The 14,772-nt window shown below is 42.2% G+C and carries 12 protein-coding genes and 2 pseudogenes; 9 read left to right on the forward strand and 5 right to left on the reverse strand.

The window, feature by feature from the left end:
* From xseB to folE, 9 genes are all read left to right on the forward strand, one after another.
* On the forward strand, positions 1 to 198 hold the full coding sequence (xseB, locus tag AB7E53_RS01870; RefSeq protein WP_079682093.1) for an exodeoxyribonuclease VII small subunit: 198 nt from the start codon (positions 1 to 3) through the stop codon (positions 196 to 198).
* A 32-nt stretch (positions 199 to 230) separates the two neighbouring features.
* Positions 231 to 917 (forward strand): 2-C-methyl-D-erythritol 4-phosphate cytidylyltransferase, encoded by a 687-nt coding sequence (locus tag AB7E53_RS01875; protein WP_446773849.1) that lies wholly within the window; start codon positions 231 to 233, stop codon positions 915 to 917.
* 11 nt (positions 918 to 928) lie between these two features.
* A complete protein-coding gene (gene recG, locus AB7E53_RS01880) occupies positions 929 to 3,025 on the forward strand; it encodes an ATP-dependent DNA helicase RecG (RefSeq protein WP_446773851.1) in 2,097 nt (698 codons plus the stop codon).
* Between the two features lie 301 nt (positions 3,026 to 3,326).
* The gene (locus AB7E53_RS01885) at positions 3,327 to 4,433 is read left to right on the forward strand and encodes a peptidoglycan DD-metalloendopeptidase family protein (protein WP_371689399.1); all 1,107 of its coding nucleotides are present in this window, start codon (positions 3,327 to 3,329) and stop codon (positions 4,431 to 4,433) included.
* A gap of 93 nt (positions 4,434 to 4,526) precedes the next feature.
* The gene (locus AB7E53_RS01890) at positions 4,527 to 5,072 is read left to right on the forward strand and encodes a DUF1599 domain-containing protein (protein WP_446773853.1); all 546 of its coding nucleotides are present in this window, start codon (positions 4,527 to 4,529) and stop codon (positions 5,070 to 5,072) included.
* 1 nt (position 5,073) lies between these two features.
* Positions 5,074 to 6,357: a BT_3928 family protein gene (locus AB7E53_RS01895; RefSeq protein ID WP_446773855.1), complete on the forward strand. Its 1,284-nt coding sequence runs from the start codon at positions 5,074 to 5,076 to the stop codon at positions 6,355 to 6,357.
* A gap of 32 nt (positions 6,358 to 6,389) precedes the next feature.
* Complete coding sequence (tpiA, locus tag AB7E53_RS01900; protein ID WP_079682087.1) at positions 6,390 to 7,145, forward strand: triose-phosphate isomerase; 756 nt, start codon at positions 6,390 to 6,392, stop codon at positions 7,143 to 7,145.
* A gap of 70 nt (positions 7,146 to 7,215) precedes the next feature.
* Positions 7,216 to 7,719: a cell division protein gene (locus tag AB7E53_RS01905; RefSeq protein ID WP_079682086.1), complete on the forward strand. Its 504-nt coding sequence runs from the start codon at positions 7,216 to 7,218 to the stop codon at positions 7,717 to 7,719.
* Between the two features lie 16 nt (positions 7,720 to 7,735).
* Entirely contained in the window at positions 7,736 to 8,323 is a 588-nt protein-coding gene (folE, locus tag AB7E53_RS01910) for a GTP cyclohydrolase I FolE (protein ID WP_068186378.1), read from the forward strand.
* Here folE and AB7E53_RS01915 read toward each other — a convergent pair.
* From AB7E53_RS01915 to AB7E53_RS01935, 5 genes and pseudogenes are all read right to left on the reverse strand, one after another.
* Positions 8,310 to 9,524, reverse strand: coding sequence for a hypothetical protein (locus tag AB7E53_RS01915; RefSeq protein ID WP_446773857.1), 1,215 nt, complete (start codon positions 9,522 to 9,524; stop codon positions 8,310 to 8,312). The genes folE and AB7E53_RS01915 overlap by 14 nt on opposite strands.
* 53 nt (positions 9,525 to 9,577) lie before the next feature.
* Positions 9,578 to 11,434 carry a DUF349 domain-containing protein gene (locus AB7E53_RS01920; RefSeq protein WP_079682084.1) on the reverse strand — a complete coding sequence of 619 codons (1,857 nt, stop codon included), beginning with the start codon at positions 11,432 to 11,434 and terminating at the stop codon, positions 9,578 to 9,580.
* A 191-nt stretch (positions 11,435 to 11,625) separates the two neighbouring features.
* On the reverse strand, positions 11,626 to 12,861 hold the full coding sequence (locus AB7E53_RS01925; protein WP_068186368.1) for a sodium ion-translocating decarboxylase subunit beta: 1,236 nt from the start codon (positions 12,859 to 12,861) through the stop codon (positions 11,626 to 11,628).
* Positions 12,861 to 13,223: pseudogene (locus tag AB7E53_RS01930) on the reverse strand (acetyl-CoA carboxylase biotin carboxyl carrier protein); the annotation flags it as partial. The pseudogene AB7E53_RS01930 and the gene AB7E53_RS01925, both read right to left, overlap by 1 nt.
* 18 nt (positions 13,224 to 13,241) lie before the next feature.
* Positions 13,242 to 14,741 (reverse strand): annotated as a pseudogene (locus tag AB7E53_RS01935) (oxaloacetate decarboxylase); the annotation flags it as partial.
* Positions 14,742 to 14,772 lie beyond the last annotated feature (31 nt).

Consider the following 14,772-nt stretch of genomic DNA (forward strand, 5'->3'; position numbering starts at 1 on the left):
ATGGATATAAAAGAAGAATCATATAACGAGGCAATCGAAAAGCTTCGGTTGATTGTTGAGGCAATAGAGAAGGGTGATCTGGAGGTTGATCTTCTTTCGGAGAAGGTTAAAGAGGCGAGCCGGTTGATTAAACTCTGTAAAGACAAACTCTATAAGGCCGATCTTGAGGTAAAAAAAGTACTGGAAGAGTTGGATTAATTGCCGGTATCACTTTTAAAACATATCTTTTTATGAACGAATTACCCAAATATGTGCTGATTGTGGCCGGAGGCAGGGGGTTGCGGATGGGAGAACAGCTTCCTAAGCAATTTATTCCGATAGCTGGGAAGCCCGTACTAATGCATACGTTGGATGCCTTTGTCCGTTACGATGCATCGGTGCGCCTTATTGTTGTGCTTCCCGAATCGCATCAACAATATTGGCAGGACTTATGCAGAGAATATAATTTTTCTGTTCCGCATCAAATAGCTACCGGGGGTGAAACCCGTTTCCACTCGGTGAGAAATGGATTGAAATTGGTAAATTCATCCGGGTTGGTTGCTATTCACGACGGGGTGCGTCCTTTGGTGACGACCGACGTTATTGATGCCTGCTTCAGGGCTGCGGCATCCGATAAAGCGGCTATTCCGGTGTTGCCGATGATAGATTCTCTGCGCGAATATAATGCAACGGGGAGTATGCCGGTGGACCGGACTCGTTATTGCTCTGTGCAGACTCCGCAGGTATTTGATTCAGCAACAATCTTGTCGGCTTACGATGTCCCATTTGATGAGTGCTTCACCGATGATGCTTCCGTTGTTGAAGCCAGCGGACATCCGGTTACGTTGGTAGCTGGCAACCGAGAGAATATTAAAATTACGACACCCTTTGATCTGCTGATTGCCGAGGCTGTATTGAAGGGGCGTACTAACATTTAGCTGATTGATATATGATTGACCTGGAAAGAAGATCGATTGTTTATTTACCGGGGGTAGGTCCAAAGAAAGCCGAACTTCTTGAAAAAGAGATCGGTGTACGTTCCTATGCCGATTTATTAAGCTTTTATCCTTATAAATACATTGATCGTTCCAGATTTTATAAGATTAGCGAAATAGAGGGTAATATGCCCTATATTCAGCTAAAAGGACGTTTTCAATATTTTGAAACTGTCGGCGAAGGCAGAAGCAAACGTTTGATAGGTAAATTTACCGATGGTACCGGGGTGATTGATCTGGTTTGGTTCAAGGGGGTCAATTATATTCTGGAGAAATATAAACCGGGGGCGGATTTTATTGTCTTCGGTAAACCGGTTGCTTTTGGAAGGGTGTATAATATCCCTCATCCTGATATAGATCCGATGAGTAGTATAGAACAGGTGGCTTCCGGGTTAACTCCTTACTATTCAACTACAGAAAAGATGAGAAAAGCTTTTCTGAATTCCAGGGCGATTCAGAATCTGGTGTATACCATATTGAATTCACTGACGGATGAATTGTCCGATTCATTGCCGGAATATCTTTTAAAGCGTGTTGGCATGGTTTCGTTTAAAGAAGCCATGTGCCAGATTCATTTCCCGGATTCGACAGAGAAGCTGCGTAATGCACAGACTCGTTTGAAGTTTGAAGAGCTTTTTTATATCCAGTTAAATATGCTGCAGACAGCCGGTCAGCGTAAGTTGCGCATAAAGGGGCTGGTCTTTTCGCATGTCGGATCCTATTTTAATACCTTCTATTCTGATTATCTGCCGTTCGAACTTACAGGTGCTCAAAAGAGGGTGGTGCGCGAGATACGTACGGATATGGGAAGCGGCAGGCAAATGAACCGCTTGCTGCAAGGGGATGTTGGTAGTGGTAAAACCTTGGTTGCCTTGTTGTCGATGCTGCTGGCATTGGACAATGGGTATCAGGCCTGTATGATGGCTCCAACCGAAATTCTGGCAACCCAGCATTTTGCAACAATCGCCGGATTTCTAAAAGATATGGATGTAAAGGTGGCTCTCCTTACCGGATCAACGCGAAAGAAAGAACGGGAACGTTTGCTGGCGCAGATAGCCGAAGGAGAAATTCAGATTTTAATCGGAACACATGCCCTGATAGAAGATACCGTTGTGTTTTCGTCCCTTGGGTTGGCTATCATCGACGAACAACACCGCTTTGGTGTTGAGCAGCGTTCCAGGTTATGGAAAAAAAACAAACAGATTCCGCATGTGTTGGTTATGACTGCAACACCGATTCCGCGTACCCTGGCTATGACGCTTTACGGAGACCTGGATGTATCTGTCATAGACGAATTGCCTCCCGGCAGGAAACCGATTAAGACAGTCCATCGATACGATACAAATAAGAAGCAGTTATATGATTTTTTGCGAAAGGAAATTGAGTTAGGCAGACAGGTCTACGTTGTTTTTCCGCTTATTGAAGGAAGTGAGAAGCTGGATTACAAGGATTTGGAAGAAGGATATGAGGTTTTTAAGGACGTTTTCCCCGAATTTACGGTGAGTATGGTGCACGGACGGATGAAGACTGCCGATAAAGAGGCCGAAATGAAACGGTTCATCTCGGGTGAAGCTCATATATTATTGGCCACCACAGTTATCGAAGTGGGTGTCAATGTTCCCAATGCCTCGGTGATGGTTATTGAAAGTGCCGAAAGATTCGGATTGTCGCAACTGCATCAGCTGAGAGGCAGGGTGGGAAGAGGTGCCGAGCAGTCATACTGTGTGCTTGTGTCTTCCTACAAGCTCAGCAATGATACCCGTAAACGTCTGGAAATTATGGTTAACAGTAATGATGGCTTCGAAATTGCGGAGGCAGATCTTCGCCTTCGTGGTCACGGGGATCTGGAAGGCACCCGGCAGAGCGGCGAGGGGATAGATCTCAAAATTGCCGATCTGTCGTCCGACGGACAATTACTCCAATATGCCCGTGATATGGCTCAAATGATATTAGCCGAAGATCCGGACCTTACAGAAGAAAGAAATCTGGTGCTGAACCAAAAACTTAAGAAGCTTTTTTCCAACAAAATAAACTGGGGAATGATTAGTTAATGTGTTGTAAAACATGGTTTGGTATAACGTGCAATAAATCAACAAATTAAAATGTAATTTTAAATCTTGTTTAGACTTATTGCCGAAATTTTTCTTCAATTAGTTTGGCTGGTATATTCTAAAATGCGAACTTTGACATGTTGGCTATGTAACCCGATGTGTCTATCGGTTGGTCACCCCCCTATTTAAGTTAATTATACAACAAATGAGCATAAGAACATTATTATTCCTCTGCGGTTTCTTTTTTGTGGCATCTGCGGCAACTCCGCTGACTCCCGTAAAAAAGAAAGTTGCAAACCGTATGCGTCAAATGGACACAAAGGTTACGGAACTTATGGCCGATCGCGTTGGCTTTAAAAAAGAAATGGCAGCTAAAGAGCTGTCGGATTTAAATTCCAAGATGTTGGAAGCAGAATTGGCTGAAGAAGACAAAATGTTTCCTGCCGATGAGTTATACGGTTCAATCTGGGACAACCGTTGGGTGAATCCCTATAAGAAAGAGAATCTTACTTTACCTGATTCTTTTCGTATCGACTGTTCAACTTTTGTTCTGCCTGTAACCAGCGAAGTAAACGTAACATCAAAGTATGGCCCGAGAAGACGCAGAATGCACCGGGGAATCGACTTGAAAGTGCAGATAGGAGATACAATCCGGGCTGCATTTGACGGTAAAATCCGTATTAAGAATTATGAGAGAAGAGGGTATGGTTACTACGTGGTGGTTCGTCACCCGAACGGTCTTGAAACTGTTTACGGACACCTTTCTCATTTTTTGGTTGATGTGAACGACTATGTTAAGGCTGGTGATCCGATCGCTCTAGGAGGAAATACCGGACGTTCAACCGGTTCTCATCTTCATTTTGAAACACGCTTCCTTGGAAAAGATATTAATCCTGCAGATATTATTGATTTTGAAAATGGAGTTCCTCACGAGGATTTGTATGTTTTCCATAATGTAAAGATCAATGGCAGAAACAGTAATGTATATACATCATCAGGCGATCAGATGGTTTATCACCGTGTGAAGTCGGGTGATACACTGGGTGCAATTGCCCGCCGGTATGGAACAACTGTAAGTCAGCTGTGCAAATTGAATGGCTTGAAGAGAACTTCAGTTTTACGATTAGGTCAGGCAATCCGTTGCAGTGCAGGTTCAACAACCCGTACAGCCTCTGCTAAGAATGAGTCGGGCAACGATGAAAAATCAAAGGTGTCAAACAGCAAACAAAAGAATATTACTGTTGAAGCATCATCAGACAATAATGCAATCTATCATCGCATCAAATCTGGCGATACTTTAGGAGCTATTGCACGTAAGTACGGTACTTCTGTAAGTAAGATTTGTGAATTGAATGGTATTTCCAAGACAACAACTTTACGACTAGGACGTTCATTGCGTTGTTCGTAACGTCACATTTATAGAACAAAAGGCACAGTTGCATAGTAGCTTCTGTGCCTTTTGTCGTTTTTTATTATCTTTGTAGCATAATATTATCTTCATATGGCAGATACAATAGCACAATTTGAAAAGGTTATAGCCCTTTGTCGAGATTTATTCCAGAAGAAGCTGGTCGATTATGGTCCTTCCTGGAGGATAATGCGTCCGCAATCAATTACCGATCAAATATTCATCAAGGCAAACCGGATCCGAAGTCTTGAGTTGAAGGGGGTTAGTATGGTGGACGAAGGCATAAAGCCCGAATTTATAGGCATTGTCAACTATGGGGTGATAGGGTTGATACAACTTGCGAAAGGTTTTGCCGATACTACCGATATGACATCCGAAGAGGCAATGGGCCTGTATGATAAATATATTACTGAAACAAAAGAGTTAATGTATGCTAAAAATCATGATTATGACGAAGCCTGGCGGAGTATGCGTATCAGCTCCTATACAGATTTAATTCTGATGAAGATTTATCGTACAAAACAAATCGAATCGCATAATGGCAAGACCATCGTTTCGGAAGGAATTGATGCGAATTATATGGATATGATTAACTATGCAATCTTTGGGCTGATAAAATTAGAATTCGGAGAGGAGTGATATGGTTAGGACAGAGCTGGCAAAAAAAGTAGTTGCAGAAATTAGCCGTTTGCTGATTGGCGTTGTTTTTATTTTTTCGGGAATAGTTAAGGCTATTGATCCGGTTGGTGGAGCAATAAAGATCGGCGACTATCTTATGGCTTTTGGTTTTACCTGGCTGTCTTCTTTTGAATTGCTGCTGACTTTCTGTCTTTCGGCTGCCGAATTCACCTTGGGCGTTTGTATGCTGCTAGGGGTGTATCGCAGATATTCATCCTTTTTTGTTCTGGTATTTATGTTGTTTATGACTCCCCTCACCCTCTATCTGGCACTATTTAATCCGGTGTCGGATTGCGGATGTTTCGGTGATGCAATAGTTCTGACAAACTGGGAAACTTTTTTTAAAAATATAGTTCTGCTAGCCGCAGCAGTAATCGCTTTTATCTATAATCGGTATCTATGTAATTTTTATACCTTTAAGGCCTATTGGTTTGTTACGCTATTTGCCTATTTATTCTGTATAGGCTTTAACTACAGTAATTACAGTCATCTCCCCATTATTGATTTCAGACCGTTCAAAGTAGGGGCCAATATACCGGCATTGGTGTCGATACCCGACAATGCGCCTGCCGATGAGTATGCATATTATTTTACCTACGAAAAGGACGGAGTAAAGAAAGAATTCTCATTGGAAAATTATCCTGCGGATGATTCTACCTGGACATACGTTAGCTCGCGTTCCGATTTGATTAAGAAGGGGTATGTACCCCCGGTTCCCGGGTTTGTACTGTATGACAGTGCATCAGTTGATATTACGGATGAAGTCCTTCGTAGCAAAGGTCCAATGTTCTGGCTTGTTATTCCTTCAATAGAAAAGGCGGACGATAAAAATATAGATGCAATAAATAATGTATTTGACTTTGCCCAGGAACAGGGGTATCCGTTTTATTGTTTAACAGGGTCTTCCCGTGAATCAATGATCGACTGGGAAAATAATACGGGTTCGGAATATACATTTATTACAACGGATGATGTTTTACTTAAGACTATGATTCGTGCTAATCCGGGATTGATTCTTATTAATGACGGGGTAATTGGGGCAAAATGGAACCCTAATGATTTGCCTGACGAGGATTACATTAAAGAAACAATGCAGAACCATCTGGACGGGAAGTCTGTTAATCCAAAAGAAGATGACGGTATATTATTCATGTTATTGAGTTTTACCGTACCTTTGCTGCTTGTTTGGATATATGATTATTTTAGAAATCGGAGGAAACGTTCTGATAAGCAAATTGAGAGTTGATATTTTATATTATATATTTAATTAATTAAGACATGAGAAAAAATATTGTTGCAGGTAACTGGAAAATGAACACCACGCTGCAAGAAGGTCTTGAACTGGCAAAAGGTTTGGATGCTGCCCTGAAAGGCAAGGCAATCAACTGTGATGTAGTAATCGGTACTCCATTTACTCATTTGGCAAGTATTGCTGCTGCAATCGACACAAACAAAATTGGTGTAGCTGCAGAGAATTGCGCCGACAAAAACAGTGGTGCATATACAGGAGAGGTATCGGCTGCTATGGTTGCATCTACAGGTGCAAAGTATGTGATACTTGGCCATTCAGAAAGACGCGCTTATTATAACGAAACAGCCGAAATTCTGAAAGAAAAAGTTTTATTGGCATTGGCAAACGGACTTACACCTATTTTCTGTATCGGTGAAGTTCTGGAAGAAAGAGAAGCCGGAAAGCATTTTGAAGTTGTTGATGCTCAGATTGCTGGCTCTTTGTTTGATCTTTCTGCCGAAGATTTTGGTAAATTGGTATTGGCTTACGAACCGGTTTGGGCAATTGGAACAGGTAAAACTGCTACAGCTGATCAAGCTCAGGAAATTCATGCACATATCCGTCAGACAATTGCTGGCAAGTATGGACAGACTGTTGCCGACGATTGCTCAATTCTTTACGGAGGTAGCTGTAATGCTTCAAATGCAAAAGAATTGTTTGCTAATCCGGATGTAGACGGTGGTCTGATTGGTGGTGCTTCTTTGGCTGTGGATAAATTCATGCCGATTATCGAAGCATTTTGATATTAAATGATTCAAAGGGGACGCTTCGTAACCCGAAGTGTCCCTATTCTTTTATTCATAAAATAAGCCTATGAGAAAATTTTCATATGTAGCTTTAATCACAGCTGCTTTTCTGACGTCTCACTCTGCCTTTGCTCAGGAGGTAAACTCTGACTTAACTGCCACAACCACTATTTTTGATGCATTTCAGGAGCCTTCGCTTTCGAAAGGAAAGGTGGTGGTTAATCAAGATCCTTCCATTAAGAAAATGGTAGGTGTACGATTGGCCGGAGATAAAGTACAGCGAACCGGTAATGATGCTTTTATAAAAGTACAGGGATTTCGGGCTCAGGTATTTACCGGAAATCAACGGCTTTCTAAAGATGAAGCATTCAAAAGGGAAAAAGAAATTAAGGAAATATTCCCTGAGCTGACTACCTATGTGACTTATACAGCTCCTTTCTGGAAGTTGCGAGTGGGTGATTTCCGTAGTCATGAGGAGGCTTATGACCTAAAAAGAAAGCTGGTGGAAGCTTTTCCTACCTATGGTAAGGAAATATATATTGTTAAAGAAGAAGTTAATATTCCTCTCTAAATTTGCATAATCAAAGATGAAAGAAGTTAAAGAAGAAACTTTACTTAAAAGAGAAGAGCTGGCATTGCATTATTCACGCATTCTGGATCTGCTAGGTGAAGATGTGGAGCGTGAGGGGCTTATCAAAACTCCTGAAAGGGTTGCCAAAGCGATGCAATTTCTTACGAAAGGATATGACGAAGACCCACAGAAGGTTTTGTCGGCGGCTATGTTCGAGGAAGAGGGATACAAACAGATGGTTATTGTAAAGGATATAGATTTCTTTTCTCTCTGTGAGCATCATATGTTGCCTTTTTTTGGTAAGGCGCATGTTGCTTATATACCGAATAAATATATCACCGGATTAAGTAAAATACCCCGGGTTGTTGATATTTTTGCCCGCAGATTACAGATTCAGGAGCGCATGACGCTGCAAATCAAAGAGTGTATCCAGAATACGTTAAATCCGCTGGGTGTTATGGTCGTTATTGAAGCTCAGCATATGTGTATGCAGATGCGGGGTGTAGAGAAGCAGAATTCGCTTACTACAACATCTGATTTTACCGGGTTTTTTCAGCAAGCCAAAACCAGGGAAGAATTTATCAATCTGATCAAGAACAAGTAGCAGAGGCCATTATATAAGCAATATAATGGCTGTTTTCTGTAACCGGACAAAGTGGTAAGTAACCAGAACGTAACTTATTTTCTTCAAAAAACAGTGGATTTTTCTCCTGAAGCATACGGTGTGTCTTTTGTGCTTCTCCTGCTTTCTTATGAAAATCGATGATAAATCTACCGGCTGAATTTGACGCCATATAGCGTTCATATAAATGAACAGCGAGCATTCCCATGGTGTACCTCATATTTACCTCAATACAAGGGTGTATCTTGTAGTTGTCCTGCTTGTCTTTATATACAAGCATATCTACACCAAGGTAGCCTGTGTATTGCGTGCCATAGACGGTCTCCAGCACCTCTTTGACAGCATCTCGTACGGCGTCAATAAGTTCTTCACCTAAATAAGAAGAGAGCCTCTCCTTCAGTCTCTGCTGACTTTCCAGTATATTCCCGGAATATGCCCCTCTTCTTTCCGTAGAAAAAAGAGAGAGTCCCTTATATTCTATTGTTCCCTGCCCGTTGGAATAGAACTCCATTGCAAAATCCTGCACTTTATTCAGAGCGGGTTCTATGCTTATAGTCCCTTGTTTATTTAATGCTCCTTTTATCCAATTACTTTCAGAGGTAACCAGTTCTGAAGAATCCAGCCAAAGGAGTCCCCTTCCCGATGAAGAATAAGGCATCTTGCAGATTACCGGAAAAGAAGCGGTTTTCAGCTCTTTGTACACCTCTTCCAGCGAGTTGCAAAATACAGGAATTGCGATTTCTCCAACGGATGGCTCGATTTCAATTATTCTCTTTAAACATAGGGCCGCGGTTTGTCGTCCACAGAGCTGGGTGTAGGCAGGGTTCCATTGAGGGATAACCAGCGGCCAGCCGCTTAGCTTCTTCAAATTGGAAAACATATGCAGACTATGAAACGATACTCCCCAAGGATTAATGGTTGCAGGAGGTAGAGTCGATCCTTTTTTTAGGATGAACTCAGCAGATACCGGAGAAGCCATAGGCCCAAATTCTTTAGGCCGATCCAATTCATTGATTTTTTCGGGATTATCGACTAACACGAAATCCTGGCTGTCTGCATACCATAGCGGTAATAACTCAAGCTCCTTCATCATCTTGTGGACATTGGAAGGCGCTGTATAGGAAGGCTGTCCCTGAAGTACGGCCATCTCGTGACCCGGATTAAAATAGTTAATATAACGCATGTTTATATGAAAAAAGAAGCCGTCTCTGTAGGAAACGGCTTCTTCATTTTTTTCTATTCCAGATTCTCATCAATGGCATCTATCTTTTTCACTGTAAGTGCCATCTCTTCTTTCAGGTTTTCAATCTTACGTTCCATCTCTTTTACCAAACCGCTTCCGCCTTTGGAAGAAACGCTTAAGAATCCAATATTGTTTTCGTAAGTCTGAACTTCGGTTTTTAGTCGTTCGTAGTAACGCATCAATCGTTCACGTTCGCCGTAAAGCTTGTTTTTCCCCTTTTCACCACTATTCATGTCGGTGATGCTGCTGCGGAAGCTCTGCATTTTGCGCTCAGCCTGACCTACTTTAAGACGGTCGAACTGTTTGTCTACTGCGTCATGGAATTCTTTATATACCTTGTCTTTTTCTTTGAAAGGTACATGACCGATTGTGTTCCATTCTGCAATCAGACCTTTTAATACAGATACTGCCTGATCTGCCTTAAGAGATTCATCCAAAGAGTTTACTTTCTCAATCAATTGTTTTTTAGCAGCCAGATTATCTTGTTCAACCGATTTCTGAGAAGATACATTCTTGTTCTTCTGTTCGAAGAAATAGTCGCAAGCCGAAATGAAGCGCTTCCAGATTGTATCAGAGTGTTTGCGGGCTACAGAACCGATTGTTTTCCATTCTTTCTGTAACGCAATCAGTTTATCAGTACTATCTTTCCAGTCCGTACTGTCTTTTAATGCTTCCGCCTTTTCACACAATGCCTTTTTCAATTCAAGGTTGCGTTCCATATCATTTTTGATAGCCTTGTAAAAATCGTTCTTCCTATTGAAATAGGCATCACAGGCGGCACGGAAACGTTCAAATATCTTTACATTTGCTTTTTTAGGGGCAAAGCCGATTGTCTTCCATTTTTCCTGGAGAGCAATAACCTGCTTGTTCATCTCTTCCCAGTCTTTGAAGGTTTTAAGGGCATCCATATCGATGGCTTCAATCTCTTCGCAGATGGCGGTTTTAGCATCCAGGTTTTCTTGTTCGCGGGATTTCAATCCTTCGAAATGGGCCTGATGTTTCTTATTTATTGCTGTTGATGCATTTTTGAAACGAGTCCAAAGCTCTTCACGTAATTCCTTCGAAACCGGACCGATCTCTTTCCATTGCTGATGAAGTTTTTGAAGTTGGTGAAATGCCGAGATAATATCGGGTTCTTCCTCCAGCTTCTCAACAGTTTCACACAGCGCTGTCTTTAATTCCAGGTTTTTCTTAAAGTCGTAATCCCGGAACTGGTTGTTTATTTTTATTATGTCGTAGAACTTCTCTGAATAAATCTGGTAATTTTTCCAAAGTTCATTGGCAAACTCCTGAGGAACTGCTTTAACCTCTTTCCAGCGATTCTGGATGTCTTTAAAGTCGTTGTATAGTTTGTTAAAGTCTTCCTGACTTTCAGTAAGCTGTTTCAGCTGTTCGATCAACTGCAGTTTCAAGGCATAGTTAGCCTCTTTAACGCGTTCTTCTTCAGCTACAAGGGCAGCTCTTTTTTCTTTATATACATTGAGCAGATTCTTTATTTGAGTCTCGATCTCGTCTACAGGAGCAGAAAAGTCTTTTTCGTCCCCTCCATTTTCAAGAAACGTTTTTTTGAGCTCTTCCACTTCGTTCCTTCGAATTTTGTAATAGGCTTGCTTGAGTGATTCAATTTCACTCCGCGACTCCTCCACGGATACTTCAACCAGATCGGATAACTTGCTAAGAATTTCTTCTTTTGATAATTTACCTACAGCTCCGGATGCAACAGTGTCTGTCGAATCTTCTGTTTCCATATCCGATACTGTAATTTCCGGTGTTACCTCCGGAACGTTAGCTTCTTCCAATTTGCCTGCGTTTTCTTCTGCCGGCAAATTAGTCTCAAGAATGTCGCTCATAATTCAGTCATATTTAAAAAAGGATGATTATTCCTATATCTGTCACAAATTAAACTAATTATTTTTTTATAGCCACATTTTATTTCAATTATTTCTTATAAATTAATCAATAATCCTTAAAAAGAACAAAAAAAAAGGAGTTTAGAGGATTAATCCTTCAAACTCCTTTTTTTAACTTGTCGTCTAACTTATTAAGATAAGAATGATATAAGTACCCCGGCAGCGACAGCAGATCCTATTACTCCCGAAATATTGCTGGACATGCAATACTGAAGGACATGATTTTTAGGATCATATTTTAGGGCGATCTCATTGGCTACACGTGAAGCCATCGGTACCGCACTTAATCCGGTAGCGCCGATTAATGGGTTTATTTTCTTCTTACTGAATAAATTAAATAGTTTTACCATCAGAATTCCACCGGATATCGACAAGGCAAAAGCTAAGAATCCTCCAATCACAATTCCGATTGTCTGTAGATTTAAAAAAGCGGTCGTAGTCATGGTTGCACCTACCGAAAGTCCCAGAAATATGGTGGCGGCATTCATGATACTGTTGGATGCCGCATCGAACAACCGGAATGTATTTGTTCCGATTTCCTTTACCAGATTACCGAACATCAGCATACCAACCAAAGGAACAGCCGACGGCACAAATAGGGCAACAACTGTGGTTACGGCGATGGGAAAAACAATCTTAAGAACCTGCATGTTTTTAAACTCCGTATCGCTCGGATATAGTTTTTCCTGCTCTTTCATATTGATCTTAAGCTCGTTTTTCGTACACAGAAGCTTAACAACCATGGGTATGATAACTGGAACCAGTGCCATGTAAGAATAGGCTGCAATTGCAATAGGTCCCAGCAGATGCGGAGCCAACTTGATGGTAGTAAAGATAGCTGTGGGGCCATCGGCACCGCCTATAATTCCTAATGACGCAGCCTCTTTTGGTGTGAAACCCATTAAAATAGCTACCAGCAAAACCGAAAAAATACCCAATTGAGCCGCAGCACCAAAAATAGACAAACGCAGGTTACGCAGCATAGGTCCGAAATCTGTCAATGCACCAACCCCCATGAAAATGATGGGAGGTAAAAAGCCGGTCTTAATAAGCATATAGTAGATGAAATTCATCAGACCCAGCTCGTGAGCTATGTCGTGTAAAGGCATCTCCCATATATTCTTCATCACCCCTTTTACAGCTATCATGCCGTTTTCATCGGCCTGTATCACCCCCATATCGCCTCCGGGGAAGTTCGCAAGCAGAACTCCGAATGCAATGGGAACCAATAAAAGAGGTTCGTATTGTTTCTTTATGCCAAGGTAAAGTAAGATAAATGCGATGGCATACATTATCAGGAACTGCGGTTCAGCAATGATATTACTGAACGCAGTCATTTCATATAAGTTCTGAAAAATATCTTCCATTATTGTATGGTCATTAAAACATCATCTTCAACAACTGAATCTCCATTTCCATAAGCGATGGAAGTGATAGTTCCGCTCACTTCCGAACGAACCGCATTGTAGGTTTTCATCGCTTCAATGTAGCAGAGAAGTTGTCCCTCCTTCACTACGTCTCCAACCTTGACGGGAATGTCTGATGCGCTTTTCACCAGGAAGAATTTTCCTTCAAGGGGCGATAGCAGCTCCATTCCGCTTCCGGTAGCCGGTGCTGTTGCAGGAGCGGCAGATGGTGCGCCGGACTGAACCGGTGTATTTGTTGTATCTCCGTAGGATACGGTTACTTTGTATGCCTGTCCGTTCACATCTACAGTCATTGTTTGAGGAGAAGATGGCAGTGCCGGATGTACCGGTACGGCTGCAGGAGCTTGCGCTTCATGTAATGCCGCTTTTCTGCTGGCAACATCTGCCAGGAATTCAACCTGAGCTTTGCCCGAACGATAAGCCTCGTATTGGGCCGGATGCATAGCGTACTCAAACAGCTCTTCATCGTCTTCGCCCACACTCCATTGCTTCTCATTCATCAGCTTACGATATTTGTCTAGCGCGTCCGGGTAATTCTTCTGCGGGTCTCCTTCAAAGAACTGCCGGCCTTCTTCTTTAGCCTTTTCAACAATTTCAGGCGCAAGCGTTCCTGGCAGCTTTCCGGCTTTACCCAATATCATATCCCATATGTCGTCCGCAATCATACCCCAACGCTCTTTGCCTTTTTCCATCTGCATAACATTCATCATGGCAAGATTCTTTACGTATTGGCTAAACGGAGTAACCAAAGGAGGATATCCGATGCGGGGCCATACATAGGCCACCTCGTCAAACAGCTTTATCAACAGTTGATCCTGCGTCATTACCGGCTGTTTGTTCTTTACTTTATTCTTGTTGATTGTTTCGAGGTTGGTTTCCAAATCCGCCATCAGACTTCCCATCATACCTCCCGGAAGTCCCGGTCCGATCAACAGTGAGTTCATTAAGCGGTTCTTCGGACTGATATATAATCCAAGAAAATCATCCATAAACTCCTGGATCATACTGCGTACCTTCATATAAGCTTCCATATTGATCTCGGGAACGATAAAGCCCGCATCCTTCAGCATGGCCTGAACAGAGATCAGGTCGGCATGCCCAGTACCCCATGACAGAGGTTCCATACCTACATCAATGTAATCGCATCCTGCTTTGCAGACTTCAAGGATGGAGGCCATATTGAATCCGGGACCAGCATGGCTGTGATACTGTATAGGTATTTCCGGATGTCTGGCTTTTATATTACCGACAATCTGACCAAGAGAATAAGGACGTCCGATACCGGCCATATCCTTGATACAGATCTCGTCGGCTCCAAGTTCAATCAGCTCGAAAGCCATATTGGTATAATATTCTACCGTATGAATGGGCGAATGAGTGATACTTAGTGCACATTGAGAGATCATTCCTGCCTCTTTGGCATATTGGATAGAGGGAGCGATGTTCCTTACATCGTTCAGTCCGCAAAAGGTACGTGTAATGTCTGTTCCTTGTGCCTTTTTCACCTTATAGAACAGCTGGCGTACGTCCGAAGGAACCGGACTCATACGCAATCCGTTCAGGGCACGGTCCAGCATGTGTGTCTGAATACCCGCTTCCTTAAAAGGTTTGGTCCATTCTCTTACCGCTTTATTTGGATTTTCGCCGAATAGTAAATTTACCTGTTCAAAGCCCCCGCCATTGGTTTCAACACGGGCAAAACATCCCATTTCGATGATGGCTGGAGCAACCCTTACAAGCTGGTCTACGCGGGGCACATATTTTCCGGCAGATTGCCACATGTCTCTGAATACCAGACTGAATTTAATTTCTCTTTTCATAATATAGCTGTTAAACGTATTAAATATTCAA

The sequence above is a fragment of the Macellibacteroides sp. genome (assembly GCF_050251695.1).
GTDB classification, from domain to species: Bacteria; Bacteroidota; Bacteroidia; order Bacteroidales; family Tannerellaceae; genus Macellibacteroides; species Macellibacteroides fermentans.

Excerpts from the sequence above, each read along its gene's own strand:
- AB7E53_RS01920 (WP_079682084.1), bottom strand. The coding sequence starts at position 11,434 with ATGAGCGACATTCTTGAGACTAATTTGCCGGCAGAAGAAAACGCAGGC.
- AB7E53_RS01875 (WP_446773849.1), top strand. The coding sequence starts at position 231 with ATGAACGAATTACCCAAATATGTGCTGATTGTGGCCGGAGGCAGGGGG.
- AB7E53_RS01915 (WP_446773857.1), bottom strand. The coding sequence starts at position 9,524 with ATGCGTTATATTAACTATTTTAATCCGGGTCACGAGATGGCCGTACTT.
- recG (WP_446773851.1), top strand. The coding sequence starts at position 929 with ATGATTGACCTGGAAAGAAGATCGATTGTTTATTTACCGGGGGTAGGT.
- AB7E53_RS01925 (WP_068186368.1), bottom strand. The coding sequence starts at position 12,861 with ATGGAAGATATTTTTCAGAACTTATATGAAATGACTGCGTTCAGTAAT.
- AB7E53_RS01895 (WP_446773855.1), top strand. The coding sequence starts at position 5,074 with ATGGTTAGGACAGAGCTGGCAAAAAAAGTAGTTGCAGAAATTAGCCGT.
- AB7E53_RS01885 (WP_371689399.1), top strand. The coding sequence starts at position 3,327 with ATGCGTCAAATGGACACAAAGGTTACGGAACTTATGGCCGATCGCGTT.
- xseB (WP_079682093.1), top strand. The coding sequence starts at position 1 with ATGGATATAAAAGAAGAATCATATAACGAGGCAATCGAAAAGCTTCGG.
- AB7E53_RS01905 (WP_079682086.1), top strand. The coding sequence starts at position 7,216 with ATGAGAAAATTTTCATATGTAGCTTTAATCACAGCTGCTTTTCTGACG.
- folE (WP_068186378.1), top strand. The coding sequence starts at position 7,736 with ATGAAAGAAGTTAAAGAAGAAACTTTACTTAAAAGAGAAGAGCTGGCA.
- tpiA (WP_079682087.1), top strand. The coding sequence starts at position 6,390 with ATGAGAAAAAATATTGTTGCAGGTAACTGGAAAATGAACACCACGCTG.
- AB7E53_RS01890 (WP_446773853.1), top strand. The coding sequence starts at position 4,527 with ATGGCAGATACAATAGCACAATTTGAAAAGGTTATAGCCCTTTGTCGA.